The organism is Bacteroides sp. MSK.20.82, from assembly GCF_019052485.1.
In the GTDB taxonomy this organism is placed as follows: Bacteria; Bacteroidota; Bacteroidia; order Bacteroidales; family Bacteroidaceae; genus Bacteroides; species Bacteroides thetaiotaomicron.
Genome location: NZ_JAHQUN010000061.1, coordinates 1 through 25,767, shown reverse-complemented (window position 1 = coordinate 25,767; position 25,767 = coordinate 1). Strand labels below are relative to the sequence as shown.

Annotated in this window: 19 protein-coding genes and 1 riboswitch; of the genes, 9 read left to right on the top strand and 10 right to left on the bottom strand. The window is 41.1% G+C overall.

Translation table 11 applies throughout. From position 1 onward, the window contains the following. Positions 1-110: 110 nt before the first annotated feature. Complete coding sequence (locus KTR07_RS25260; RefSeq protein WP_113748155.1) at positions 111-1,673, bottom strand: DUF3857 domain-containing protein; 1,563 nt, start codon at positions 1,671-1,673, stop codon at positions 111-113. A 6-nt stretch (positions 1,674-1,679) separates the two neighbouring features. Further along, positions 1,680-3,635, bottom strand: a complete 1,956-nt coding sequence (locus KTR07_RS25255; RefSeq protein WP_113748154.1) for a DUF3857 and transglutaminase domain-containing protein — start codon at positions 3,633-3,635, stop codon at positions 1,680-1,682. Positions 3,636-4,237: 602 nt separating this feature from the next. On the opposite strand from KTR07_RS25255, the gene KTR07_RS25250 reads away from it, so the two are divergent. Then, positions 4,238-4,663, top strand: coding sequence for a DUF3788 domain-containing protein (locus KTR07_RS25250; protein ID WP_008763789.1), 426 nt, complete (start codon positions 4,238-4,240; stop codon positions 4,661-4,663). A gap of 299 nt (positions 4,664-4,962) precedes the next feature. Then, entirely contained in the window at positions 4,963-5,121 is a 159-nt protein-coding gene (locus KTR07_RS25245) for a hypothetical protein (RefSeq protein ID WP_155249858.1), read from the top strand. 46 nt (positions 5,122-5,167) lie between these two features. Here the strand turns inward: KTR07_RS25245 and KTR07_RS25240 are convergent, their stop codons facing one another. From KTR07_RS25240 to KTR07_RS25230, 3 genes are all read right to left on the bottom strand, one after another. Further along, complete coding sequence (locus tag KTR07_RS25240) at positions 5,168-6,541, bottom strand: MATE family efflux transporter (protein ID WP_054959726.1); 1,374 nt, start codon at positions 6,539-6,541, stop codon at positions 5,168-5,170. Between the two features lie 154 nt (positions 6,542-6,695). Next, positions 6,696-8,144 (bottom strand): glycosyl hydrolase family 28 protein, encoded by a 1,449-nt coding sequence (locus tag KTR07_RS25235; RefSeq protein ID WP_011108267.1) that lies wholly within the window; start codon positions 8,142-8,144, stop codon positions 6,696-6,698. Between the two features lie 284 nt (positions 8,145-8,428). Next, positions 8,429-9,163: an alpha/beta hydrolase gene (locus KTR07_RS25230; RefSeq protein WP_011108268.1), complete on the bottom strand. Its 735-nt coding sequence runs from the start codon at positions 9,161-9,163 to the stop codon at positions 8,429-8,431. 1,092 nt (positions 9,164-10,255) lie between these two features. Here KTR07_RS25230 and KTR07_RS25225 point away from each other — a divergent pair. Next, positions 10,256-10,978: an SDR family oxidoreductase gene (locus KTR07_RS25225; RefSeq protein ID WP_011108269.1), complete on the top strand. Its 723-nt coding sequence runs from the start codon at positions 10,256-10,258 to the stop codon at positions 10,976-10,978. Between the two features lie 114 nt (positions 10,979-11,092). On the opposite strand, the gene KTR07_RS25220 is transcribed toward KTR07_RS25225, so the two are convergent. Further along, on the bottom strand, positions 11,093-11,620 hold the full coding sequence (locus KTR07_RS25220) for a GNAT family N-acetyltransferase (protein WP_011108270.1): 528 nt from the start codon (positions 11,618-11,620) through the stop codon (positions 11,093-11,095). Positions 11,621-11,774: 154 nt separating this feature from the next. Between KTR07_RS25220 and cls the strand changes: the two genes are divergently transcribed. Next, on the top strand, positions 11,775-13,199 hold the full coding sequence (gene cls, locus KTR07_RS25215; protein ID WP_055219559.1) for a cardiolipin synthase: 1,425 nt from the start codon (positions 11,775-11,777) through the stop codon (positions 13,197-13,199). A 173-nt stretch (positions 13,200-13,372) separates the two neighbouring features. Next, entirely contained in the window at positions 13,373-13,876 is a 504-nt protein-coding gene (locus KTR07_RS25210) for an RNA polymerase sigma factor (RefSeq protein WP_011108272.1), read from the top strand. Positions 13,877-13,989: 113 nt separating this feature from the next. Here the strand turns inward: KTR07_RS25210 and KTR07_RS25205 are convergent, their stop codons facing one another. After that, on the bottom strand, positions 13,990-14,616 hold the full coding sequence (locus KTR07_RS25205; RefSeq protein WP_011108273.1) for a CatB-related O-acetyltransferase: 627 nt from the start codon (positions 14,614-14,616) through the stop codon (positions 13,990-13,992). Between the two features lie 277 nt (positions 14,617-14,893). Between KTR07_RS25205 and KTR07_RS25200 the strand changes: the two genes are divergently transcribed. Continuing rightward, positions 14,894-15,763 carry a 23S rRNA (adenine(2030)-N(6))-methyltransferase RlmJ gene (locus KTR07_RS25200; protein ID WP_011108274.1) on the top strand — a complete coding sequence of 290 codons (870 nt, stop codon included), beginning with the start codon at positions 14,894-14,896 and terminating at the stop codon, positions 15,761-15,763. A gap of 47 nt (positions 15,764-15,810) precedes the next feature. Here KTR07_RS25200 and KTR07_RS25195 read toward each other — a convergent pair whose 3' ends face one another. Continuing rightward, entirely contained in the window at positions 15,811-16,281 is a 471-nt protein-coding gene (locus KTR07_RS25195; RefSeq protein ID WP_008763774.1) for an Lrp/AsnC family transcriptional regulator, read from the bottom strand. A 178-nt stretch (positions 16,282-16,459) separates the two neighbouring features. Between KTR07_RS25195 and KTR07_RS25190 the strand changes: the two genes are divergently transcribed. Together KTR07_RS25190 and KTR07_RS25185 are read left to right on the top strand one after the other, a co-directional pair. After that, positions 16,460-17,746 carry an O-acetylhomoserine aminocarboxypropyltransferase/cysteine synthase family protein gene (locus KTR07_RS25190; RefSeq protein WP_008763773.1) on the top strand — a complete coding sequence of 429 codons (1,287 nt, stop codon included), beginning with the start codon at positions 16,460-16,462 and terminating at the stop codon, positions 17,744-17,746. 124 nt (positions 17,747-17,870) lie between these two features. Continuing rightward, positions 17,871-18,110 carry a hypothetical protein gene (locus KTR07_RS25185; RefSeq protein WP_008763772.1) on the top strand — a complete coding sequence of 80 codons (240 nt, stop codon included), beginning with the start codon at positions 17,871-17,873 and terminating at the stop codon, positions 18,108-18,110. Positions 18,111-18,209: 99 nt separating this feature from the next. Here the strand turns inward: KTR07_RS25185 and KTR07_RS25180 are convergent, their stop codons facing one another. Further along, positions 18,210-19,121: a mechanosensitive ion channel family protein gene (locus KTR07_RS25180; RefSeq protein ID WP_011108275.1), complete on the bottom strand. Its 912-nt coding sequence runs from the start codon at positions 19,119-19,121 to the stop codon at positions 18,210-18,212. A gap of 134 nt (positions 19,122-19,255) precedes the next feature. Beyond that, a riboswitch (TPP riboswitch) is annotated at positions 19,256-19,352 on the top strand. On the opposite strand from KTR07_RS25180, the gene KTR07_RS25175 reads away from it, so the two are divergent. Beyond that, on the top strand, positions 19,353-21,584 hold the full coding sequence (locus tag KTR07_RS25175) for a TonB-dependent receptor (protein ID WP_113748153.1): 2,232 nt from the start codon (positions 19,353-19,355) through the stop codon (positions 21,582-21,584). 53 nt (positions 21,585-21,637) lie between these two features. On the opposite strand, the gene KTR07_RS25170 is transcribed toward KTR07_RS25175, so the two are convergent. After that, positions 21,638-25,663, bottom strand: a complete 4,026-nt coding sequence (locus KTR07_RS25170; protein ID WP_371737229.1) for a two-component regulator propeller domain-containing protein — start codon at positions 25,661-25,663, stop codon at positions 21,638-21,640. Between the last annotated feature and the right edge of the window lie 104 nt (positions 25,664-25,767).

Here is a 25,767-nt window from a genome sequence, read left to right as displayed (position 1 = left end):
TTCGTAAACTTGGGTAAGATTTTATAGATATTGTTTGGAGAGGACTTAGAATTCACCCTCTTTGATTTGTTCAGAATGGCAGCCCCATCGGAACGATATGCCCGTCAGATTTACTTCGCAGTTTGAAATAACAGACTATTGCCATTGGTATCCATCCATTCCGCCATCAAGCGATAATACGCCGGATATTCAGTCGGAGTTATCAATTGTTTTTTCAGTTTCAAGGTACGGAATATCTCTATTTTATCCTCCGCCTTTTTCACTGTAACTTCCATGATGCCGACAGCATTTTCAATCTTTTTGTTAGTCGGCACAACCACTGGTTTCATTCCTGCATCAATCTTTACAATATAGGTATAAGCCTCATCGGGCAAATACCGCAAAAGCAGGTTAACGGGACGAGTTGTATTCAGAGCCGTCACACGCCCATCATAACTTGCCCATCCACCGCGAGCCTGCGGTAAGTCGAATTTCCGATAACCATCCGCCAAGACCTTTCCGGTTTTATCGCTCACCCGCAATGTGTCAGTTCGTGAAATAACATGAGAAACCTTCTCCAAAATTATCGGCTGAGCATTCAGATCAACTACAGAAACAAAATCCTGTATATCGGCAATCCCTTTATCAAAGAGAAACAATCCGCTGACAGCAGCAAGTCCGGCTGCATCTTTATCTTCTGTTTTAGGAAAAGCCGCTTTTATCTCCGCACGGATGCCTATCGCTTGTTGCAAGGCAGCCAACAAAGCAGCCTTCTCCGCTTCAGTTCCGTATGCCGAACGGATCACTTCGGAAGCCGGACGCAAACGGTATCCGGTTTGCGACAGGGTCAGACGGCAATTTCCTAATCCTTCTACATAAGCAGTGAGTAACTCCTTTTTTTGTTCTGTGGTTTGCGCACCGACAGTCAGCTTCTGTGCCAATTCGGTAACACCCTTTCCATTACTTTCCAGTTGTTGTTTTATCACTTTCAGTGCATCAGCCTTCGAAGCATAAGTGGACGCCACAACAGCCCGTACATTACCTGCCGGCAAAGAAACTTCAAGTGAATAAGGACGCGGTTGCACATTTTTCAGTGTCCAGGTCACTGTTTTCATGCCATCCGCAGTTTTCACCACCGGAGCAGCTTTTCCATTCAACCATTCATAATGCAGAGGTTTGCTTTCGGGCACTGACAGCGAAAACACATATTCCCTGATTGGGGAAAGCTCTTCCACCTGCTCGCACACATCCAGTTCGGGCAGATATCCCGGACGGGTAACGACGGAGTAGTCCAGATAAATGGTAGCTCCCAATTCCAGTCCCGTATGAACGACTACCATCTCTTTCAGACCATTATAAGCCGGAGCATCTGCCGCTACGGAAGGAAGCACCTCAACGAAGGCATTTTCGGGAGTCTTCACAATAGTACCGTCTTTCTGACGAGTATAAGAATCGTGTATCTTCAGTGTCTGAAACTCCGGATTGTAAATGATAAAACTCTCTCCATACACACGGTTCATCGCTGCATGAGTAAACAAAGTCAGCTCTTTTTGCACACGCATTTCCTGACTGCCGTCAGCGTGTAACGTATAAGCCTTGCTCAATTTCCCAAATTCAGCTTCGGATGCCGCTTTCACCGGAAATGCCAGAATCAACATCGCCAGCGTAACTATATAATAATATGTATTTTTCATTCTGCTCTACTTTTTAATCACCAAATATTCACCATACGCCTTGTGGGCATTCACAGCATTGCGGAAACTTTCCCAATCAGAAGCCTCATAAACACGCTTCTTCAAAGCCAATCGATTGTGGAGCAACACTTTATTTCCTTTCTGTACCAACGAACCTTCAAAATCGGCTCCCACTCCTTGCATGGTTTCATCCTTGACCGCACTCACCAGCTTGTATCCTGCCGGAAGCTGAACCGTTTCATCCAGTTCGACCAAACGGGAACAAGCATCTTTGAAACCATACTTGCGGTTTTCTACCGAAGTATCGATCCACATATAAGATCGTACCTGATTATAAAGGTTATTCATCACCATCGGACGGAAAAGCATCTCGCCCTCTCCTTTCAAGGCATAATCGGGTATTTCATAACGAAAAGTGATTTTAATAGGTGCAGCCTGATAGTCTTTGGGATTTTTTCCATAGTCTACGCTCAACAATCTGGCTTTGGGAGAGATGGCCAACAGCTGACGTTCCATCGTGCTTTTCCATTCGCTCTGAAAGCCGGTGGTAAAGATGCGACGGATATTGCTGTCACTCTGTCCTTCGGCTGTAAGGATAAAAGTACCGCGTAGTGTACCATCTGCTTCCAAGCGGTTGTCGGCTTTGATATGTACATAATGGTTTTCGGGAGCGGAAACCGGAGTGATACACAAATCAGAACCTTCGGGTACACCCGGCAGATAGTTCTGCTGCTGTTCGGCACTGCTCCATAACTCGCGGCAGAAAGGAACCCATGTAGGATCGAGAGGCATATATGTTCCATTGCTCAGTTTCACCACTGCCACACAATGATTAAAATGGTCGGCAGGAATACTTTCTACCCGACTGCCTGCCATTGTCATGGCAGGATAGGCTTCGAAACCAGCCATGCGCAAGAACGAAATCAGTGTACCTGCTATATCTTTGCAGACTCCGCAACGATCAGTATAATTCATTTTAGTATTATGAAGTGTAAATCCTTCTCCTTTTCCCATCGAAATGCCGGAATAGCGGATGTTATCTGCCACCCAATGAGTCAGCACAGCTATTTTTTCCATTTCGGTCTTCTTGCCTTTTATCAGTTCATCTACTTTTTTCTGTGCTTCGGGCAATGGATCAAAACTACCATAATCTTCGTTCACTTTATTGAACCACAACGACTTGTCTTTCCACTGGGGAGTGGAAGACATCATCAGTTTGGGAGCTGCATCGAAAAGGTCTACCATGTTTGGCTCTTTAACGAAAGGCATCATATCATCCATCGCAAAGCTATATTTCTTGCGACCGTCTTCATAACGCATGGATGATGCGCACTCACCCTGATAGAACTGAAACTGAAGTTCCTTCTCCATCGGAATGCTTACTACATAAACTTTACGTACAGTAGGAGTGCTGCTCCAAAAAGGAACAATATCATAAAACTGTCCGCGCATAGGCGGAATAAAGCGTGATTCATCTTCATTACCGGCTGCAAGCAACGCATAGGTAAAGCCTTTCTTGGCTATTTCGTAATCCACAATATCACCCGGCTGCAAGGCGCCCACTTCAATCATGATTTGTCTTGCGCCCCAATAAATAGCACGCGCAGGAGCAGCATAATCACAGGTTTTCCTGACATCAAGTTCATCTACTTTTCCATTGGCACGATGGATGGTTACACGTTTAAATTCGGCATAAGCAGTCAAAGGGTCATAATCGTATTTAATCACCCGATTATCCACTGCTCCCCTCGGAGTCTGTACCTTTATCACTTTGCATACAGCAAACGACCCTTGTCCTGTAGGCTGGACAGATACCGATGTACTATCCAACAGTGTCACACAATCAGATGCTTCGTAAGTCTTCCCCTTCGCAGCCTGTTCATAAGGTTTCCAGCTTTGAGCCAATGACGCAGCCGAAACAAGAAGGCAGCAAAGGAGTGATACTAATAGTTGTTTTCTCATGTTTTTCACTTACATTTTATTTATAGAAACAAATGTAAGTAAAATCTTTGGAATCTATTTATTTTGTGCTAAAGCAATTATCATTTTTCCTGCCTCAATACAACAAATTACTACATCACCTTACTTACAAAAACAAATGACCTATTTGAAATATTTAAATATTTATCCTGAATTTATATCTAGTTTCTAACCAATCCTCCGTTTCTCACCGAGAAATGCCCTCTTGGTTTTAAAGAAATGGGGCGTTGGTTTTAAAGGAACGACCCGTTGGTTTTAAACCAAAAATAGAAATTTATAACTGTTTGATATACTGTCTTTTACAAAACACACAATAACGTTCTTCAGCATATTTTATTTTTCTCAACAAATAGATTGAATTTTAAAATTATAATTGAGGTGAAGTATGGAATATGTCTTTACATCTTAGTTCTAGAATCTCATTGCTATATTTGAAAGAGTACAATGAAAATTGAAAAAAGACTGAAATGTAGATGAAAATGGAACTTCTCCTAATAATCATAACCCAGGATGCCTATATTGGACAACGATTTACTAAAAGATCATCCTATCTTTGCAGCATATATGATAAAACAGCAAATACCATGAAAGAACCTTTTCAAATACCGACTTCCGAAGATATAGAGAATCTGATAGGAACAGACCTTTATGATGTATGGAACTCACTCTGCCAGCGCATCGAGAAGAGCTACGAAATGGAGCTACTTTGGAACCATGGCGGCAAAGCGTGGACGTATGAATACAAATACCGCAAAGGCGGTAAAACCCTCTGTGCTTTATATGCGAAGGAAAAGACTCTGGGATTTATGGTTATCTTGGGAAAAGATGAACGTGCCAAATTTGAAATTCAGCGGGGACAGTTTTCAAACGAGGTACAAATGATCTATGATGCAGCTACCACTTTCCACGACGGCAAATGGATCATGTTTGAATTAAAAGACACAAAACTATTCAATGATATGGAACGGCTTCTGCTTATTAAGCGAAAACCAAACAGAAAAGCAGAGTAAAGGAAGGAAAAGGAAGCTATTTTTTCATAGCTTCCGCTCTCATATCTTTAGGCATTTTCTCCAGTGCATACCAGTAAGCTGTACGAGGCATTGCAGAACGATGCTTCGTAACAAAATCGAATATCTCATTAATTTCTACGAGAACGATACGCCCATTCGCAGGCTACAACTGCTTCTTCCCAAAAGCCCGACTACCACAGTTGCTCACACTATTGAAAAATATCCGGTTTAGATTCACCTTTTACCTCCTGCCAGGATACAAACATCCTTTTTGTATCTTTGCCGGATACAGAATAAGAATGAAAAGAGAAATCCTATATCAGAGGATAGCCGGTACCATCGCCTGGCAAACAGACACACTTTTCTATATATTAACAGGTACAGATATCCGGATAAATCAACATTTACGCACAGGAAATGAGATAAAGAGAGAGATAACAGTCAGAATACAACCGTAATACCATGCATATCTGTGAAGTAAAAAAATAAAATACAAAGAAACGATTACTCCACACGCAAAGTATTCCCTTTAATCCTTCCCAGAATTTTAGGGAACTGCCAAAAGAACAATAACGTGCAACAGATGGCCGCAGTCGCATCAGATATAGCCTCAGCTGCATACACTCCGGTTACTCCCATAAAGTTCGGCAAAATTAACGCCAGCGGAATCAACAGGATAGCTTTACGCAACAGAGCAATGAAGATAGAGATTCGGGCCTGCCCCAATGCAACGAACATATTCTGACAGGCACGTTGCAAGCCGAAGATGGTCATGCCACCCAAGAAAACGGGCATTGTCCAACGTACAGTTTCTATCAGTCTTTCATCACTGGTGAAAGCAGAGGCAACCGTCGAAGGGAAGAGAATCATGAAAAGCATCAATATCAAATTGAAGGAAAACATGGTTACCAGCACAATACGGAAGCAATCTTTCACACGCTGCTTGTCACCATGCCCGAAGTTATAACTTATAATCGGAACGAATCCTTGCGCAAATCCGGTCAGCGGTACACTGGCAAACTGCATCGAACTTTGCAGAATCGTCAATGCGCTGATGTAGATATCTCCAAATTCCTTCAGACTGCTATTGAGGACAAACCCAACCAGACTTTCCGTACTTGCCATAATGAAGGGGGATACTCCTAAAGCTAATATGGAAAGGATAATCTTCCGGTCCAGTCCCATATATCGTTTCTCCAAAGGTAGAGAGGCACGTCGGGAAAAGAGGAAACTTACCACCCACACCGCACTGCATGCTTGGGAAAGTACCGTAGCCAAAGCAGCACCTTTCACGCCCATGTCAAACCAAAAAATAAAAATAGGATCAAGAATGATGTTCAATAAGGCTCCGATCAGAACTGAAAACATGGCAATGGCAGGACGTCCCTGAGCATTGATAAAGCTATTCAACCCTGTGGATATTTCGACAAATATCGTTCCCAAAAGATAAATGGAAAGGTAGTCAACCGCATATTCCAAGGTGTTTTCCGAAGCTCCTGTAAAGAGGAGAATAGGTTCCATAAAAGTATATGCAATGACAGAAGTCAGCAAAGTAAACAATATCAGCAGAACAAACCCGTTTCCCAATATCTTTCCGGCTCGTACACGGTCGCCCTGTCCGAGTGCAATGGCAGCCAGCGGAGCACCACCGCCGCCGACAATTGCCGAAAAAGAAGAAATCAGTATAATGAGAGAGGTAGTCACCCCTACACCCGCCAGCGCATCGGTGCCAATTCCCGGAATATGCCCGATGTATATACGGTCCACAATGCTATAAAGCAGATTGACAAATTGTGCAGCCACTGCCGGGAGTGCCATCTTAAAAACAAGCGGTAACATACGTTCTGTTCCCAGCCGTTCTTCGTATTTATTGTTCATTCCAAACTTCTTTTTCTAAAATCGGCTGCAACATAGATAAAAAACTTCAATTTTTATCTATATTGTGATAAAAATTGAAGTATAATCTTTCCTTCTGACCGCATGACAGTTTTTGGCATGTGGCGCCATTTCTAACATTCTGTCTGCTTCGTTTCTATTCAAAAGAGAGATTTTCTACATGTTCTCCAACAAAGATACCGGCCATATCTCCGGTTTTATACCATTTCGGCTTCCCAGGCATGTCGTCTGTAATCTTTCGCCCATTGACCACAAGATTCACAAACCTGATACCGGATATCTTGTGATTCTCATCATACCCTGCAATGATCGACAAGTTTTCACCCGATCCATTGTAAGTAACATCCTTAACAAGCACATTCTGAATACCTCTGCCAGTAGAGACACAATACTTCGGATTGAAACTGATTCTGAAATTCACAAGCTGTCCGTTACGAAAATCTTCAATCCGAATATTCTCGAACGTAATATTACGCACCAATGTATTGTCGCCTGGATTTATAGCCAGACATCCCTGATAATCAATCTGTTTTTCTGCCTGATCAAGAATGTCGATATTCCTAAAAGTGACGTTCTGCACTGTATCCATGCCGTTCGGATCTCCATGTCCTCCGATATTGATTGGATGAGCCACGTCAGCCCAAAGTGTCGCATTTTTCACCAATACATTATTGCTTCCCCCTTTAAATCCTTGCGTAGAAGCATAAACTGCGGCACAGTCATCACTATTACGACAGAAAACCCCATCTAATATCACGTTACTGCTTGAGAAAACATCCATTCCGTCGCCCCAACCATAATAGCTGATTGATTTCACATTCGTCAACTCTACCGAATCGCATTGTCCTATGGGGAGTTGCGAAACCACAATTCCGTCGATCCTGACATTTTTAGAACGTCTGACCCAAACACCGGCTCCCCTGCCATCAGGGTGTACCTCGCCTCTCCCGAAAATATTCACATCATGTGCTCCTTCCGTGAATATATTGCCATAAACACGAGCTCCCCCATCGATATAAACAGTAGTTCCTGAGGGGACAAATAGAGTATCATTAGGAAGATTATGCACACCGGGACCAAAATAAATCAAATTGGACCCTTTTTTTTTCTTGAGAGCCCTTTGGATTTCTTTATCGGAAGGACGAAATTTATCAATCGGATTCGCAAAAAGATGAAGATTGTGAAAAATATCTCCATTGACCTCTACTGAGAGATTGCGAGGACGCGAAAGTGAGAATGTCACTGTGTCTCCAACACAATCCGGTGTTATCTTATAGCTTAAAGGACGTACTCTCACACTATTGACTCTCTCTTTGTTGCTGATTACTCGCACATCTACCATTCCGTCAAAATCGAAATAAGCAATGGAGGCAACCTCTACGTTATGACCTTTTTCATCAACCCTATCAACTTTAACAGGATAAACGTCAACGGGCAACCACGGTCCGCTACCCTGACGCACTTCCACAGAAAAATCGTTTAAGGTTTTCACCCCGACCCCAGCAGGGTATGTGACTACCTCTGCATTAAGCGAATGCATAGCCAATAACGCCAATGAAAGAAGTATCGCTTTTGGATAATTCATATTCTTTGATTTTAAATTTGATATTGAAATTTATTAATCACTCTAATTTGAATACGTTTTGACTATAAAAAGCGCCCAACAGAAGAATGAATATTTTTACTTTTATAAAATAGAGAATGGAATTTATTTTGTAAGAAGAATTAGTACGTTATAAAGATATAACAATCACTATTCACATCCAACCAAGATATTCGTCTGTTTTTATTTATAATAACAAAGCAAGCATACAAGAAAAACAGGCTTCCGGTTTAAAACCACCGGATAAAATAGAAATGATACTTCAGTTATCTTTCTGTCAGAAATTTATAGATATATTGATTGATGAGGTCATGCTGTTCTGCCGTTCCATTCTCACCCATACTGCTATGTGTAACTCCATCCAGTTTTACTACTTTCATTCTGAAGTGCTCCTGCTCCTGTCCGGTAGGTAGCACTCCCGCATCTGCCTCATAGTCACATCCTCTCAATGTATACAAACGTGGCTTCAAAGTTCTGGGCATGATCATTCTACGATGGTCCATAGATACAGCCTTACTGATCAGCTGCGGGTATTTAGTGGCAAACAGCATTGTCATATCACCTCCATTAGAATGCCCTATCAAGATGAGTTCGCTCCAATTCAATTGTGGTTTCAAGTTTTTAAATTCCTGAATTGTAAAAAGTATATTGTCAGTTCCTCGTTCCCAATTCGGCATACGGGTCTGCATGAAATCGCCTTCCATCGCTAAAAGAGGATCATCGGACAATTCATGTTGTATACTAATCACATAAAAACTTTTTTGTGAAAAAAAACGTGTCAGGTAGGAATAGGTTTGGTTCGACTTACTGTTTTTATTCCCATCATAGCCGTGGCTGAATATGATAACTTTCGTTTTTGAATTTACTTTCTGCGGCTGATAAACCGCTATCGGTATCACTCTGTTTCTGGATATGTCAAACAGACAAGTAGTAAACTCCGTTTGTGAAAAACATTGCACTGATAGTATCAATGAAATTAATAAGATGATTATTCTGCACATAGTGATTCACCGGATATTTATTTTGTATACACAATGATTTGTTGTCAAAACTTTTAGTTTCATATAGAGCATTCTTAATTCAGAGTTACAAAATTACATATAATAAAAGAGAAATCAAGCGGAAATATGTAATCACAGAGAGAAATAAATATTTCAAACGGTAAATAACAACTCACTGAAACGCGTCGTAACGAACTAATCCCAGTCTCTCTTAAAATTAATTTGCTGTATGCAATCATCTAGTGCTCGGTTTATATAACCTTATTCGTCTGACAACTGTTGAACTTTCGTCTAACAACTGTCAGACGAATAAAACATTGCAGCATTAATCTTACATCCATTAAGCATAAAAAGTAAATCTACGTAAACTCGGAACTAGTTCATAACGGTGCAGGAACGAACAAATATCGGGCAACGGAGTAAATCAAAGCAGCACAGAAAAGATATGGGAATGACAAATTCAATAAGATTATTAATCAGGCCAACATCACAATCACAGGAAACAACAATCGTATCTCAATGTATTTCGACACTGAAGAAAGTGCGGAAGAATTGCTGCTTAGCAACGTTTCTGCTAATCGTAAAAGGAGATAGGCGTAAAAATTGGCAAGAATGTGATAATAGCCGATAATAGTATCGTTGGCTGGGGAAGTATCGTAACAAAAGAGTTTAACGAACCGAATGTAATCATTGCAGGCATTCCGGCCAAAATTGTCAAGCGAGGGATAAATTGGGACCGGAGATGTATTAATAAGTATTTAAATAGATAACCTTCATTATTTTCGGGATGAAATACTTTCTCATTCAACAAGATATACCTACTTTTGCACATGAAATCATAATCAATGGAACAATCTGATCATATAGACGTTTTTGATTTCCCTATATTCCGGCATATTTATAGGGAAAGGGCAAAATTCAAAAGAATCAGCCTTGCCTGCTGCTACATCTGCGCCGAATATATCAAACAGAATGTGCAAAAATATATAATAAGTAAGAAGCCTTGGAATACTCCGAGGCTTCTTTTTTTACCCCTATACCGTCTCTGTATTTCTTACATCATAATTTATAAACTCATTTTAATTTCAGGTTATGGAAAAGCAAAAAGGATTAGCTATTATTACAGGAGCAAGTCAAGGTATTGGTGCTGTCATTGCAGCAGGTTTGGCAACTGATGGTTATCGGGTGGTATTGATAGCCCGAAGCAAACAGAACTTAGAGAAAGTACATGATGAAATCATGCGATCGAACAAACATGTACAAGAACCTATTGTACTACCATTGGACATTACAGATTGTACAAAGGCAGATACTGAAATCAAAGACATCCATCAAAAATATGGTGCTGTCGATATCTTGGTGAATGCAGCTGCCATGTTTATGGACGGCTCTCTTAGCGAACCTGTTGATAATTTCAGGAAGATAATGGAAATAAATGTCATTGCTCAATATGGAATACTGAAAACGGTGACGGAGATAATGAAAGTACAGAAAAACGGATATATATTTAATGTCGCATCTCGCGCCGCTAAATATGGTTTCGCCGATGGAGGTATTTATGGTTCTACCAAATTCGCACTCCTCGGGCTGGCTGAATCTCTATACCGTGAGTTAGCACCATTAGGCATACGTGTCACTACTCTTTGCCCTGGCTGGGTGAATACTGATATGGCGAAAAAAGCAGGAACACCTTTTAAAGATGAAGAAATGATACAACCTGATGATTTATTAAATACAATCCGATGTTTACTGAATCTATCAGAAAATGTATGTATCAAGGATATTGTTTTTGAAATGAAAAAGAGCATTATTTAAATCTTCGGAAATAAATAAATGCTTGAACTACTTTTATAATAAGAAGGAAGCTCCAACATGATTGATGAACTATGAATTTTGTCAGAGCTTCCTCCACTTTATATTATTTACGGTTCAAATAACCTTCTCGTACAACTTGAACCAATCCAGCCCATAATGTCCCAGTCCTAAGTCCACAGTGTCAATATACTCGAACCCACATTTTTCGTACAACGAAATAGCCGGAAGATTCTTCTCATATACATCGAGTCGGATAGATTTCATTTCTGATTTTAAAGCCAACTCCAGTGAAAAATCCATCAATGCATGTCCAACTCCCATTTGCAAAAAAGATGGATGTACAACAAAAGTGCGTACCACAAAAATATAACTATAATCCGCATCTATTTTCCATACTATATTCTCATAAGCCTTTTCCGGCTGATGATCTAAAATGACAGAACCCGCAATCCTCCCGTCACATCGGGCAACAAACAGACTATTATCATCCACACCGGCAGCCGCATTCTCACGAACCGGATAAATCCCCTTTATCCATCCCGGATAATTGATTGTAGCTGACAAGTGATCGTTCAATTCATCATACAGCCTCTCTAATTCATCTATATCAGCCAAAGAACCGGGTTCAATTATAAAATTCATACATATATTGTTTGAGGACAAAGATATAACTTCTGTTCTAATAAATATCAAGGGGATGTTTTACTTTTTTTCAATCGCCAACAAACAACAGATACTAACACATTGTTTTATTCATAAGTAAAGCATACATCAAAACAAAAAAAACAAAGTTGCTATGAGGTGGATATGGTATTGTACATTGTTAGCGTATATCGCATTCCTATTAGGGCTGATTTACACTATTATAATTGATTACGACGACAAAAATCCTGTGAAGACGATCTGCTGGATTCTAGTTGTTATATTCTTACCATTACTGGGTATATCTGCCTATTATATTGTAGGACGTAATGTAAGCAAAAAGCGTTCAAAATTTCAGTTTTGGAGAGAAGAATTCAACAGGCACCAACAATCCGTTTCTACCAACGTGGAAACAGAGCCAATACATCCCGATCATTATAAAGAACTAAAATCACTCATATTGAATCTGGAACAGTCACCAGTATTCGGAGGTAACAAAGTAACTGTCTATCCGGGTGGTAAAAGTAAGTTTTACAGTCTTTTCGAAGATATCGACTGTGCCGAATCGCATATTCATATCTTCTATTATGCTATTGGCGACGACCATATCGGCAACGAATTAAAAGAGAAGATTATCAATAAGGTAAAACAAGGCATCAAAGTACGACTGCTTTACGACGGACTGGGATGCAATAAAACGAACAGAAAATATTTCAAGCAAATGATAGAAGCAGGCGTGGAAGTGAAAACGTTCCTCCCGCTTAGTTTTCCCCGCTTCCTGCGAAGTGTCAATTACCGCAATCATAAAAAGATAGTCATCATCGACGGCAGAATCGCCTATACCGGTGGCATCAATGTAAAAGACGTATACATAGACGGACTTCCCTGGGGAAAATGGAATGACATACACTTCAAGGTTGAAGGTTCCGGAGCTTCGGGGCTGCAATCTGTGTTTCTGGCAGACTGGTATTATGCTTCCGGACAATATCTGTCTTCACCGGAGTATTATCCCAATGTCGAAGTCTTCGGAGAAGTACCAATTCAAGTAGTCAACGCGGAACCGTTGGGAATGCATTCCAATGTAATGGAAGCCATGTTTACAGCTATAACGCGGGCGAAAAAGAATGTATATATCGAGACTCCCTACTTCATACCGACGGAATGTCTGCTTCAGGCAATACAGACCGCATCAATGAGCGGAATAGACGTTCGCCTTGTCATGCCTAAAAGATCAGACAATGATTTTGTGCAATATGCCTCTAACTCATATGTGGAGAAACTATTAAGAAATAAAGTCAGAGTCTATCAATATGTCAATGGATTTACACATTCAAAGTTGATGATTGTCGATGATGAACTGGTGGTAGTCGGTTCAGCCAATATGGATATAAGAAGCCTTGAACTTCTTTTCGAGACCAATCTGTTCATTTACGACAAGAAAGTTGCTCAGACCGTCAGAGACATTTATCACACCGATATGAATAATAGTAAAGAACTAAATCTACGCGACTGGCTCCAACGCAACCGTTCGGTTAAATTTCGCGAAGCGTGTTTCCGGTTGTTTTCTCCGGTATATTAGCTGTCTGAGCACCACCCCAAAACTATCAAAAACCACCGTTAAATTGTCAGAAGCCTCCTATCTAACAATTTAACGGTGGTTTTATGTCAATTTCCCCACTATCGGGCTCATAGAAATCACATATACTTGCACTGTCAAAACAAACAAATTTATCAAACTTAAAAACAATCAACATGAAGAATTTCACCTTTAGAAAAGAATTAGTAGAAGCACAGGATGAGTTACTCCGTTTCGCTTACAAACTTACAATGGATATTGATGAAGCAAACGACTTATTGCAGGAAACGTCTTTAAAAGCATTGTACAATGAAGACAAGTATATATCTGATACGAATTTTAGAGGATGGATGTACACCATTATGCGCAATGTTTTTATCAATAACTACCGCAAAGTGATTCGCAATCAGACTTTTGTCGATCATACAGACAACCTCTACCATCTGAATTTACCACAAGATGCAGGTTTTGAAAGTACAGAAAATGCCTATGACCTCAAAGAAATGCACCGTGTAGTCAATGCTCTTGCCAAAGAATACAAAATTCCGTTCGCTATGCACCTTGCAGGATTCAAGTACCGTGAAATTGCAGATAAGCTACACTTGCCACTAGGTACTGTAAAGAGCCGTATCTTCTTCATCCGCAAAAAATTGCAGGAAGAGTTGAAAGACTTTCGCTAATTTTTTTTCAAATGCGACAGAGAGTAATCTGAGACCCGGGTGTCAGCATGTATGAGACCCGGGTGTCAGACATACCAACACCCGGGTGTCATGCAACTCACAGTAATAGTGGATTAAAATTTCATTAGAATATCGACTCTTCCATGCATGATAGATAGCAAAACTTTGGATATCTTCTCAACAGGCCAGTCCCACCACTGCAATTCCTGCAATTGTGCAATTGTACTTTCGTCAAAACGCTTTCGTATTTCTTGGGCCGGCGTTCCGCCTACTATCGTATAAGGAGGTACATCTTTGGTGACTACTGCCCTCGACGCAATAATCGCTCCGTCGCCGATATGTACACCCGCCATGACAACAGCCTCATAACCAATCCATACATCGTTTCCAATCACTATATCCCCTTTATTATCCCATGCCGAAGTGATATTTCCCTTATCCAACTGCCACTCCTCAAAAAATATAGGAAACGGATAATTCGACAAAGAATTCAACGTATGATTCGCGCTGTTGAAAAGAAACTTAGCTCCACAGGCTATCGAACAGAATTTCCCTATGATCAGCCGGTCTCCATTGACAGGATAATGATATAAAACATTGTTCTTCTCAAACTGAACAGGATCATTCACAAAATCATTGTATATGGTGTAGTCACCAACCTTTATATGAGGATTATTGATAACTGCATTCAGATAGACGGTCTGAAGGTCATTGGTGCGCGGATAAATATTTGTATTCATTGTAATTGCTTCTTTATATAGTTTCTGAAATAAAATAATAAAATATCGGGTGACCTGTTTAGCCACATAAGACTCGAACAACAGATTTCACCATTGTCCATCATCCATATAGAGCGAAGCTATTTACAACGTTGCCATTTCATTGCGTTCAAAAAATAAGGTTCATATCACATAACAAATGTACAGGATAATTTTGGAAATCAGATGCAAGGATCTAAAAATTATCCCGTATATTTGCTGTATACCATTTATATCGTCACTATAAACCTTTAGCATCATGGCAACTTATACTCATTTCGGCAAACAGCCGGATGTACTGAAACATCTGATACTTTGCGAAGTTCTTCGGAACGAGCATCCACAAGTCTATGTAGAAACAAATTCTGCCTGTGCCATCTACCCGATGCAGCAGACTTCGGAACAGCAATATGGCATTTACTATTTCTTAGAAAAAGCGGTAGAGGAAGACAATCAAGTTCTAAAAGACTCCATTTACTATAAGATAGAAAATGCAGAAATGCAGAGAGGGTACTATTTAGGTTCTCCGGCTTTAGCAATGGAGGTATTAGGAAGACAGGCACAAAAATTTCTATTCTTCGATATAGAAAAGAGTGCTTTGGACAATGTGGAACGCTATGCGAAGCAAGCGGAACTACAGACATCCGTCCGCCTATATAATACCGATTCTCTCGAAGGAGTCATGAAGTTACTGCCATCACTCCCCAAAGATTCTTTCATTCATATCGATCCTTATGAGATAGATAAGAAAGGAGCATCGGGATTAACCTATCTGGATATATTAATAGAGGCTACCCAGTTAGGAATGAAGTGTTTACTATGGTACGGCTTTATGACTCAACATGACAAAAGCCATCTGAACTCATATATCACGACCCGACTAGAAGAGGCAAGGATTAAAGACTATATTTGTGCAGAACTGATAATGAGCTCTATCAGACAAGACACCGTATTATATAATCCCGGTATCATAGGCAGTGGCATCCTGGGCACCAATTTATCACAGAAATCAAATACAGCCATTCTTGATTACAGTGATATACTGGTCCGCCTCTACCAATACGCAAAATACAAGGACCATGACGGCAGCTTATACAGAGACATTATCGGCAATCCACCGGAAACCTGAGTCGAAAACAAGGAGTAGCAAAAATAGGAAATACATCAATCTTCCCACTAAATATGTATTCCATATCGGTGCTTCACTTCCGCCATCACAAACGTACTTTCCAGCGAACCCAGGCTATCGATGGTTCCCAATACATTCAGAATAAACTCCTGATAATATTTCATATTAGGAGCATGGATCTTCAGCAAGTAATCGTAACTGCCCGATATATTATAACATTCGGTCACTTCGGGAATGTCCTGTATGATTCGGGTAAACTCAGCCGCAATGTCCCTGTTCAGCCGCCTTAGCTTGACACTGCAAAAGACCACAAAACCCTGATTCAGCTTTTCGGCATCCAGCACAGCGATATACTTCTTTATATATCCCCCACTCTCCAAACGTTTAAGGCGCTCGAAAACAGGAGTCGATGAAAGACTGACCCGCGCAGCCAACTCTTTGGTCGTCAACCGCGCATTCTCTTGCAAAGTACGGAGTATCTGCAAATCCACTTTATCTAATTTCTCAAAAGTATCCATAAGAAAAATATTCTTCTAACAGGTGATTTTTAAGAATAAAGCAGTTGCTTTATTCTGTATAACGATACAAAAATAGCATTATTTTCTATATTTACACTATATATTGTTCGATATATCTACATCCCATAACTTTGCAAGAAAATAAAGAGAGAATATCAAACTTAAAAAGCATACGATTATGGAAAGAAAGAATTTACACTTTGAGACATTACAGGTTCATGTAGGACAGGAACAAGCAGATCCGGCAACAGACGCACGCGCAGTACCTATTTATCAGACCACTTCTTATGTATTCCACAATTCCGCTCATGCAGCCGCACGTTTCGGTTTGCAAGATCCGGGCAATATCTACGGCCGCCTGACCAACTCCACCCAAGGAGTTTTTGAAGAACGTGTAGCCGTCCTCGAAGGAGGCGTAGCAGGTCTGGCAGTTGCCTCCGGTGCCGCCGCTATTACTTATGCTTTCGAAAACATTACTCGTGCAGGCGACCACATCGTAGCTGCCAAAACAATTTACGGAGGAAGCTATAACTTACTGGCACATACTTTGCCCAATTATGGCGTTACCACCACTTTCGTTGATCCGAGCGACCTTTCCAACTTTGAGAAAGCGATTCAGGAGAACACCAAAGCCGTATTTATCGAAACACTCGGAAACCCGAATTCCAATATTATAGACATAGAAGCGGTATCCGAAATTGCTCACCGTCACAAAATACCTTTGATTATAGACAATACGTTCGGCACTCCCTACTTAATCCGCCCCATCGAACACGGAGCAGACATTGTGGTACACTCCGCCACCAAATTCATTGGCGGTCATGGCAGTTCCTTGGGAGGAGTAATCGTTGACTCCGGTAAATTCGACTGGGTAGCTTCGGGTAAATTCCCGCAGTTGACAGAGCCCGATCCGAGTTACCACGGAGTACGCTTTGTAGACGCTGCCGGTCCGGCTGCTTACGTCACCCGCATTCGTGCCACTTTGCTACGGGATACGGGAGCAACGATCAGTCCGTTCAATGCCTTCATCCTGCTGCAAGGGCTGGAAACACTTTCTTTGCGTGTAGAACGTCATGTAGAAAACGCGCTAAAAGTGGTGAACTTCCTGAATAATCATCCGAAGGTGAAGAAAGTCAATCATCCGTCACTCTCCGATCATCCGGATCATGCACTCTATCAACGCTATTTCCCGAATGGTGCAGGCTCCATCTTTACGTTTGAAGTAAAAGGAGGACAGGAAGAAGCACACCGCTTCATCGACAGTCTGGAGATTTTCTCGTTGCTGGCCAATGTAGCTGACGTGAAATCACTAGTCATCCATCCGGCAAGTACCACACACTCGCAACTTAATGCGCAGGAACTTGCAGAACAGGAGATTTATCCGGGCACTGTACGTCTATCCATCGGAACGGAACATATCAATGACCTGATAGCCGATCTGGAACAGGCACTCGCCAAAATCTGACATTAGATTCTAACCTATTTGTCTGTTAAAATGTGATTGACAACAAGACGCAATGAAGATTCGGGGATTGAACTTTCCATCACTATGATACGTTATAACAATATAACATTAAAACATTGCAGTTATGGAGAAATATTTAATACACAGCAACGAACTGCATCTGATAGACGCAGGGAAAATCCACCAGGCAGTAGAGAAAATGGTGGAGTCACTCGATCTTGCCGCAGGATCAACCAGTAATTTTGATCTCTATCAGGTAGTAGAAAGCTACTTTAAGGACCTTGAAAAAAGAAGGAAAATCAACCATGTACTGGGGATCAAAGAAGACCGATATGAGTTTGCAGAAGACTTCGGCATCAAATAAAAAAGAAATTTTCCAATCACACCAGACAATTTGTTCATATAAAACGAGAGAGTCTCACCGAAGTGAAACTCTCTCGTTTTAGTATATATCTTATAGTGATCAGTTTCCCTGATGCACGGTAAGTTGCGGGAACGGGAAGTTGATGCCTTTTTCATTAAAGGTTTCATAAATAGTCTTGTTTATATCAAAATAAACTCCCCAGTAATCTGCCGTATTCACCCACACACGGGCTACCACATTCACACTGCTGGCATCCAGCGCATGAAGGGCAATAAACGGGGCGGGATCAGTCAGAATACGATTGTCGGCCGTCAGTATATCACGGACAATCTGCTGTACCTTATTATAATCTTCTCCATAATCCACGCCAACAATCCATTCTACACGGCGCGTTGTCTGTGTATTATAGTTTGTCACCACTCCGCTGCTCATTGCACCGTTCGGTATATAAATCACTTTATTATCTCCGGTAGTCAGAATGGTGTGAAATATCTGTATTTCCTTGACCGTTCCGGAAACTCCCTGACTTTCAATCCAATCTCCTACCTTATAAGGCTTGAAAAGCAATACGATCAGTCCGCCGGCAAAGTTCTGCAAGTTACCGGACAACGCCATACCGACAGCCACACCGGCAGAAGCCAACAGGGCTGCAAAAGAAGTTGTTTCGACTCCCAGAGCACCGACTACGGAGATAATCAACAGAATGGTCAGCAGAATATTTACCAGACTCTTCACAAAAGTCTTGATGCTTATATCCACCTTTCTCCTGTCCATCAGACGTCCGACAAATCGGTTGAGCATCGAGATGAGGAAGCGTCCGACAATGAAGACAAGGGTTGCAATCAGGATGCGTTCTCCGGCACGGATACCGAAATCTACCAATTGCTGGGTGATCAGAGAAAGCTTATCCAATCCGTCCGCATTGGCTATCGCTTCTTCCATTAATTTATCTGCGACGATTTGTGTAGAATCCGCAAGCTGTGTTGCTGTCGCTTGAAATAATAGTAGCATAATTTGATAATTATATTAAAATGAATAAATAGCTGACTTGTCATATTTCAACAAACTACAAAGTTATATTGTTTTTAGCAAATCTAAAAGTTTTTTTTGCTTTCCTCCCGCAAAAGCAGTAATTTTGCCAACGATTCACTAAGTAGGGGTGCCTTAACATGACGGGCTGAGAACATACCCATAGAATCTGAACCGGGTAATGCCGGCGTAGAGAACTAATTAATAAGCAAGATGAAAAAAATGATGATGATGGCCGTCGCCTTATTGGGCGCAGGCTTCCCTGTCCATGCACAAACGAGTGCAAAGGATAGTCTGAAAGTAATCAACCTGCAAGAAGTGCAGGTAGTATCCACACGTGCTACAGCAAAAACTCCCGTAGCATTTACCAATATAGGCAAAGCCGAACTTAAAAAAGTGAACTTCGGGCAGGATATTCCCTACCTGCTGAGCATGACTCCTTCCACGCTGACCACATCGGATGCGGGATCGGGCATCGGCTATACGACTCTTCGTGTACGAGGCACTGACGGCACGCGTATCAATATCACTGTAAACGGCATCCCGATGAACGATGCCGAAAGCCACAATCTGTTCTGGGTAAATATGCCCGACTTCTCTTCTTCCGTAAAGGATATGCAAGTGCAACGTGGCGCAGGAACATCGACCAACGGCGCCGGTGCCTTCGGAGCCAGTGTCAATATGCAGACCGAAGGCGCGTCCATGAAACCGTATGCCGAGTTCAACGGTTCCTATGGTTCTTTCAACACCCACAAGGAAACTGTAAAAGTGGGAACCGGACTGCTGAACAATCACTGGACATTCGATGCCCGACTTTCCAACATCGGTACGGACGGATATATCGACCGTGCCTCCGTCAATCTCAACTCTTACTATCTGCAAGGGGGATATTTCGCCGAAAATACGTCTGTCAAACTGATCGCATTCGCAGGAAAAGAAAAGACGTATCATGCCTGGGGATATGCTACTAAAGCAGAAATGGAAGAACACGGAAGACGGTATAACCCTTGCGGCGAATATACCGGAGACGATAATGAAAAACATTATTATGCCGACCAGACGGATAACTATCTGCAAAAGAATTATCAACTCCTTTTCAACCATACTTTCTCCACCGCATGGAATCTGAACGTAGCTCTGCACTACACCAAAGGTGACGGCTACTATGAGGAATATAAAGAAGACAGATCTTTCGTAGAATACGGTCTGAAACCTTTTACAACAGACGGAAAAGAAATTTCGGAAAGCGATCTGGTCCGCCAGAAGAAAATGGATAATAAGTTTGGCGGGGGTGTTTTCTCCCTCAATTATACCAACCACCGACTAACGGCATCTTTGGGCGGAGGCATCAATCAATATCGGGGCAATAACTTCGGGAAAGTGACTTGGGTAAAGAACTACATCGGCGCACTATCTCCCGACCATGAATACTACCGCAACCAATCGAAGAAAACCGACGGTAACATCTATCTGAAAGCAAGCTACGACCTTACCGGAGGACTAAGTGCCTATGCCGACCTGCAATACCGGCACATCGACTACACCATCGACGGAGCAAATGACAAATACGACTGGAATAAAAGTGCGTTGCGTCCGCTGGCCGTAGACAAGAAATTCGACTTTTTCAACCCGAAAGTCGGACTGAACTGGAATATCAACTCCAATCACCGTGTCTACGCTTCTTTCTCCGTAGCTCAAAAAGAGCCGACAAGAAATAATTATACGGATGGTGATCCCGACAGTTATCCGAAAGCTGAAAAGCTGCTCGACTACGAAGCCGGATACACATTCGCCAATCATTGGCTGACAGCAGGCGCCAACTTCTACTACATGGATTATACCGACCAGCTTGTCCTCACCGGAGCTTTGAACGATATCGGTGAAGCCCTGACAGAAAACGTTCCGGACAGTTACCGGATGGGAATCGAACTGATGCTAGGTATCAAGCCCTGTAAATGGTTCCAATGGGATATCAATGCGACATGGAGCAAAAACCGTATCAAGAATTTTGTAGAAAACATTCCCATTTACGATGGCTGGAACTTACTGGACGTCGTAAGCGTTTCTCATAAGAGTACTCGCATCGCCTTTTCACCGGATTTCCTGCTGAACAACCGTTTTGCTTTTACCTATCAAGGATTCGAAGCAGCCCTTCAATCCCAATTTGTCGGCAAGCAATATATGACAAATGCAGAAGTGGAAGCATTGACTCTGGATAAGTATTTCGTGAGCAACCTAAATCTGGCCTATACATTCAAACCCCGAAAAGTGGTGAAAGAAGTAACTATGGGTGTGACCGTCTACAACCTCTTCAACGAAGAATACGAGAACAACGGTTGGGCATCCAGTTCTTACGACAAGGATGTGAATCACAGAATAGATTCTGCCGGATACGCTGCGCAAGCGGGTACAAACGTTATGGGTCATGTCTCTTTCCGCTTTTAACAATAACTATTCAAACAGACAAGCCAGAAGCCGCCAACATGGAACGCGGCTTCTTATTTCCTCATTTTCTCTTCCATATATTTGGAAGGAAGCACCCCAAACTGTGCAACGAACTGCTTACGGAAGGAAATCATCGAATCATACCCTACCATTTCCGCCACTTCTGTCAGACTGCTATATCGCCCGCTCATGATAATAGAGGCAGCTTTACTCATCCGTACTCCATGAATCACCTCTATAATCGACAAACCAGTTTTCTGCTTAACCTTGCGATAAAGGGTCGGCTGGCTCATATTCAATTTGTCCGTCAGCACTTTTATTGTAAAATTCCGGTTTGATAAATTTTCTTCTATAATCTGAAGCATTTTAGGCATAAAAACATCCTGAACATCTTCTGAAGATTCCAGTACCTCTTCATCCAGCATAAGAGTTTTCGCATAAAGTTTTCTTAACAGATCACGTTGTTCTATCAACGCTTTCACCTTCTCTTTCAATAACTCCGGATTAAAAGGTTTCATTATATAGTCATCTACCCCTATTTGTAAACTTTTCAACCGGTCAGCATCCTCTGCTTTAGCTGTTAAAAAGATAACCGGTATATGAAAAGTCCGCTTATTTTCACGAATCTCCCGACTACATTCAAACCCATCTTTAACAGGCATCATTATATCAGATATGATTAATTTAGGTATATATTTATCAGCCATAGCCACCCCTTCTTCTCCATTTCCAGCCTCAATAACATTATAATCTTCTTTAAATAGACTGCATAAATATTCTCTCATCTCATCGTGGTCCTCTATAATCAACAAAAATTCCTTATTATTTTTCACTCTGTTAACGGGCTCTTCCATAGTCTCATTCTTTTCTTCTACTACTTCTTCCATCGGACGTTCTTCTACCGGACACTCTTCCAACAAATCCCCCTTCATCGGATCAGGTACCATTTCATATTCCCCCGGCGCAAAATGAGAAAGCCCCATCGGAATGTGCAGAACGAATCGGCTGCCTTCTCCAACACGACTGGTCAACGTTACAAATCCATGATGCAACCCCATCGTATGCTTTACAATATGTAATCCAAGACCTATTGACGTGGAATATTGCGGGATACGTTTCCCTGTTACAAACGAATCAAACACGTGCTGTTGCAAATCATCAGGTATCCCAACTCCATTATCAGACACTGTTACAAGGCAATAAGGTCTTCCGTCAATTTCCGCCTCTGACACAGCCAGTTCAATACGTCCATTCTGAGAAGTGTATTTAAAGGCATTTGATAACAAATTTTGAACAGCTGATTCTATTTTCGCCACATCCACCCATAAATACAAAGGCACTGTATCCACCTGGACCAAAAATTCCCGCTTCTTGACCATAGCCATTTGCAGAAAAGGATTAGCCACCCGGCTAACAATCTCCTTTATATCCGATTCTGACAAATGAAGTTTTATCATGCCTCCCTCTATCTTCTGTACATATAGCAAACGATCAACCAGTGTCTGTAGAGAAAGACAATTCTTGTGCAATCTGCTAAATGAATCAAACCAATTATCCGATGGGGTAATGGACTTCATTATATCATGTATAGGAGCAAGTATCAAAGTAAGAGGAGTTCTTAACTCATGAGCAGCATTCATAAAAAAATTCTCACGTTCTTCCCGTATATGCCGTTCTGCGTTTCTCTCCAAATTTGCAATCGTCAGTTCATGTTTCAATTGAATCATTTTTTTGAAACGACGTTGCCGCCGCAACAAACTATAGAAAATATAACCAACCAAAAATAAAACCGAGAAAATCAAAAGCAAACGAAACCAAACGGTCTGGCTCCAATGTGGAAGGATTGTTATCGGCAATGCAGTAACGTCTCCTTCCGTATTATTAGGGAACAATGTTTTGACTTCAAAAATATAATAACCGGCAGACAAGTTGGTAAACGAGACCTTACCCGCTTCAGAAACAATCCAATCTTTTTGATATGGATATAACCGATAGCTATATTTTTGCAGATCCTTCGAAAAAGCCAGATTATTGAAAAGGAGAGAGAAATCACGGTTTGCATTGACCAGTTCCAAATGGTCAATTGATGCAATATTTGAGTCCAAAACAACTTGCCCTTTTATCTTCTCACCTATATTGATTTGCTTATTATCGACTTCCAATCCAGTTAAAAGAGTTTTGCTGGCAATGGTGGCAGATGTCAGTATTTCCGGTTCAAAATAAGTTAAGCTCTTGTTATTTCCCCAAAATAAAGTATTCTTAAACAACATCACAGATTTATTGCTACTAGAAATATAATAGTTGTAGAAGACATGTTGTTGTCGGCTATATCTTGAGATACCGGATATACTCCCCAACCAAATACGCTTCTTCTCATCTTCCACTATACAATCTATACAATCATTACAAAGTCCATCTTTTACTGTATAAAAAGACGTTATCCTATCTTCGCCCACAGGAATGATTCCAAATCCATTTTTATAACCCACATATACAGTTCCGTCAGTACCAGTCAGTAAAGCACTAACTACACGAGCTCCTATATTTTCTTTTTCTTCATATCCATGAACCATCTTTAATGGACGAACATTTACCTGTGATAATCGTACAATACCTTTTGCTGTCCCTATCCAGATATTCCGCTGTTTATCTTCACAAATAGCAGTGACCCATGGCTCTGCATCTTCTTTCAAGGCTTCACGCAATGACAATAATTCAAAATGACCTGTCTGATGATCAAATAAGTACAATCCGGCAGAAGTGCATACCCAAAACCGATAACGGGAGTCAATCATTAAGGCCACTATATAGGAGTTTACCTTTTTCCCTAAATGATTGAGCGGATATATATGGAAAGAATCGGAACTCCAGTCATAACAAATCAAGTTTCCGGAAGCATTTCCAAACCATAAATTAGAACATGAATCTTTGATTGCACAAAACACCGGGACTTCCTTTTGATTGCCCACAGGAGAAAAGTTCAGCGGTCGCGATTTAGCATAAGGCTGGTCACTACGCATAATTCCTTCATGGTAAGTGCCCAACCAAATTCGACCATCTTTGTCAGCTACCTGAGCAGAGATTTCATTATGTTTTTTGCTGTGATATTGCATATAAGAATGCTGTCTAAAATCAAAATAGACAATCCCTCCTCCTCTAGTTCCGATCCATAGTATTCCCTCTTTATCATAATAAACAGAAATCATTCTTGTCTCTACATTCCGGTACTGCAAAAATGAGGTATTCGTATAAGGCGTTGCCGACAACTTAGAAGGATCATTTTCTTCAGGAGCTAACAGAGTATATCCATTCCAGGTTACTGCAATGTAAGAATCATTATCCAATGCAACCACCCCATACGCATCTGAATGTGATAAAGAAGACAACCTGGCATCCTCATTATACTGATAATAATCAGATTTTCCCGTGGGAATATGCAGACGAGTTACTCCACCCACTATAGAAGAAACCCAAATATATTCCCCTTCACTCATGATAGTAGTAGCATTAGCACTAGGATTAATAGAGTATTTGAACTTCCGGACCACTTTACCTGCAATCTTATCAAAGAACAACAAATTTCCCTTATCGGTAACCAAATACAAGAAATGCCCGTCTTGTGAAGCACATAAATTCGAAAAAGATTCCCCCTCATCTAAAAAAAACGGATAGCCTGCTTCGACGGTCATCTCTATTTGTAAGTCACCTTTCACTAATTTATAATGTCGTTTCAAGCATTGCAATTGTCCGCCTTTTACTATCCAAAAAAGTGAATCCCCCGTTATTTCCATAGCACTTACAGAAATGGCCTTTTTTCCATCCTGAAAAGACGGAAGAACAAATTTCTCTTTCCGTCGATCAAAACAATATAAATACTCATTAGCTATTACCCACAATTTATCATCAGAAGTCTCTTTTATATCGGAAACATACATCCTCGCATTGTCTACACTAAAATTGCGAATCTGCTTCCCGTCATATCGACTCAGCCCATTACTGGATCCAAACCACATAAAACGATCTTGATCTTGATAGATACAAGTAATGATGTTATCTACCAAGCCATTACTCATATTCAACTGATGAAGTTCATTATAAGGCAGAACAGCATAGAGAGAAGTAGTAATAATGCGAATCAGCAGTTGAAAACATCTTCTGATTCTTGATTTAAAAGTTTGTAATT

What these genes read in the sequence shown, in the direction of transcription:
- KTR07_RS25260 (WP_113748155.1), bottom strand. Translation starts at nt 1,673, where the DNA reads ATGAAAAATACATATTATTATATAGTTACGCTGGCGATGTTGATTCTG.
- KTR07_RS25255 (WP_113748154.1), bottom strand. Translation starts at nt 3,635, where the DNA reads ATGAGAAAACAACTATTAGTATCACTCCTTTGCTGCCTTCTTGTTTCG.
- KTR07_RS25250 (WP_008763789.1), top strand. Translation starts at nt 4,238, where the DNA reads ATGAAAGAACCTTTTCAAATACCGACTTCCGAAGATATAGAGAATCTG.
- KTR07_RS25245 (WP_155249858.1), top strand. Translation starts at nt 4,963, where the DNA reads ATGAAAAGAGAAATCCTATATCAGAGGATAGCCGGTACCATCGCCTGG.
- KTR07_RS25240 (WP_054959726.1), bottom strand. Translation starts at nt 6,541, where the DNA reads ATGAACAATAAATACGAAGAACGGCTGGGAACAGAACGTATGTTACCG.
- KTR07_RS25235 (WP_011108267.1), bottom strand. Translation starts at nt 8,144, where the DNA reads ATGAATTATCCAAAAGCGATACTTCTTTCATTGGCGTTATTGGCTATG.
- KTR07_RS25230 (WP_011108268.1), bottom strand. Translation starts at nt 9,163, where the DNA reads ATGTGCAGAATAATCATCTTATTAATTTCATTGATACTATCAGTGCAA.
- KTR07_RS25225 (WP_011108269.1), top strand. Translation starts at nt 10,256, where the DNA reads ATGGAAAAGCAAAAAGGATTAGCTATTATTACAGGAGCAAGTCAAGGT.
- KTR07_RS25220 (WP_011108270.1), bottom strand. Translation starts at nt 11,620, where the DNA reads ATGAATTTTATAATTGAACCCGGTTCTTTGGCTGATATAGATGAATTA.
- cls (WP_055219559.1), top strand. Translation starts at nt 11,775, where the DNA reads ATGAGGTGGATATGGTATTGTACATTGTTAGCGTATATCGCATTCCTA.
- KTR07_RS25210 (WP_011108272.1), top strand. Translation starts at nt 13,373, where the DNA reads ATGAAGAATTTCACCTTTAGAAAAGAATTAGTAGAAGCACAGGATGAG.
- KTR07_RS25205 (WP_011108273.1), bottom strand. Translation starts at nt 14,616, where the DNA reads ATGAATACAAATATTTATCCGCGCACCAATGACCTTCAGACCGTCTAT.
- KTR07_RS25200 (WP_011108274.1), top strand. Translation starts at nt 14,894, where the DNA reads ATGGCAACTTATACTCATTTCGGCAAACAGCCGGATGTACTGAAACAT.
- KTR07_RS25195 (WP_008763774.1), bottom strand. Translation starts at nt 16,281, where the DNA reads ATGGATACTTTTGAGAAATTAGATAAAGTGGATTTGCAGATACTCCGT.
- KTR07_RS25190 (WP_008763773.1), top strand. Translation starts at nt 16,460, where the DNA reads ATGGAAAGAAAGAATTTACACTTTGAGACATTACAGGTTCATGTAGGA.
- KTR07_RS25185 (WP_008763772.1), top strand. Translation starts at nt 17,871, where the DNA reads ATGGAGAAATATTTAATACACAGCAACGAACTGCATCTGATAGACGCA.
- KTR07_RS25180 (WP_011108275.1), bottom strand. Translation starts at nt 19,121, where the DNA reads ATGCTACTATTATTTCAAGCGACAGCAACACAGCTTGCGGATTCTACA.
- KTR07_RS25175 (WP_113748153.1), top strand. Translation starts at nt 19,353, where the DNA reads ATGAAAAAAATGATGATGATGGCCGTCGCCTTATTGGGCGCAGGCTTC.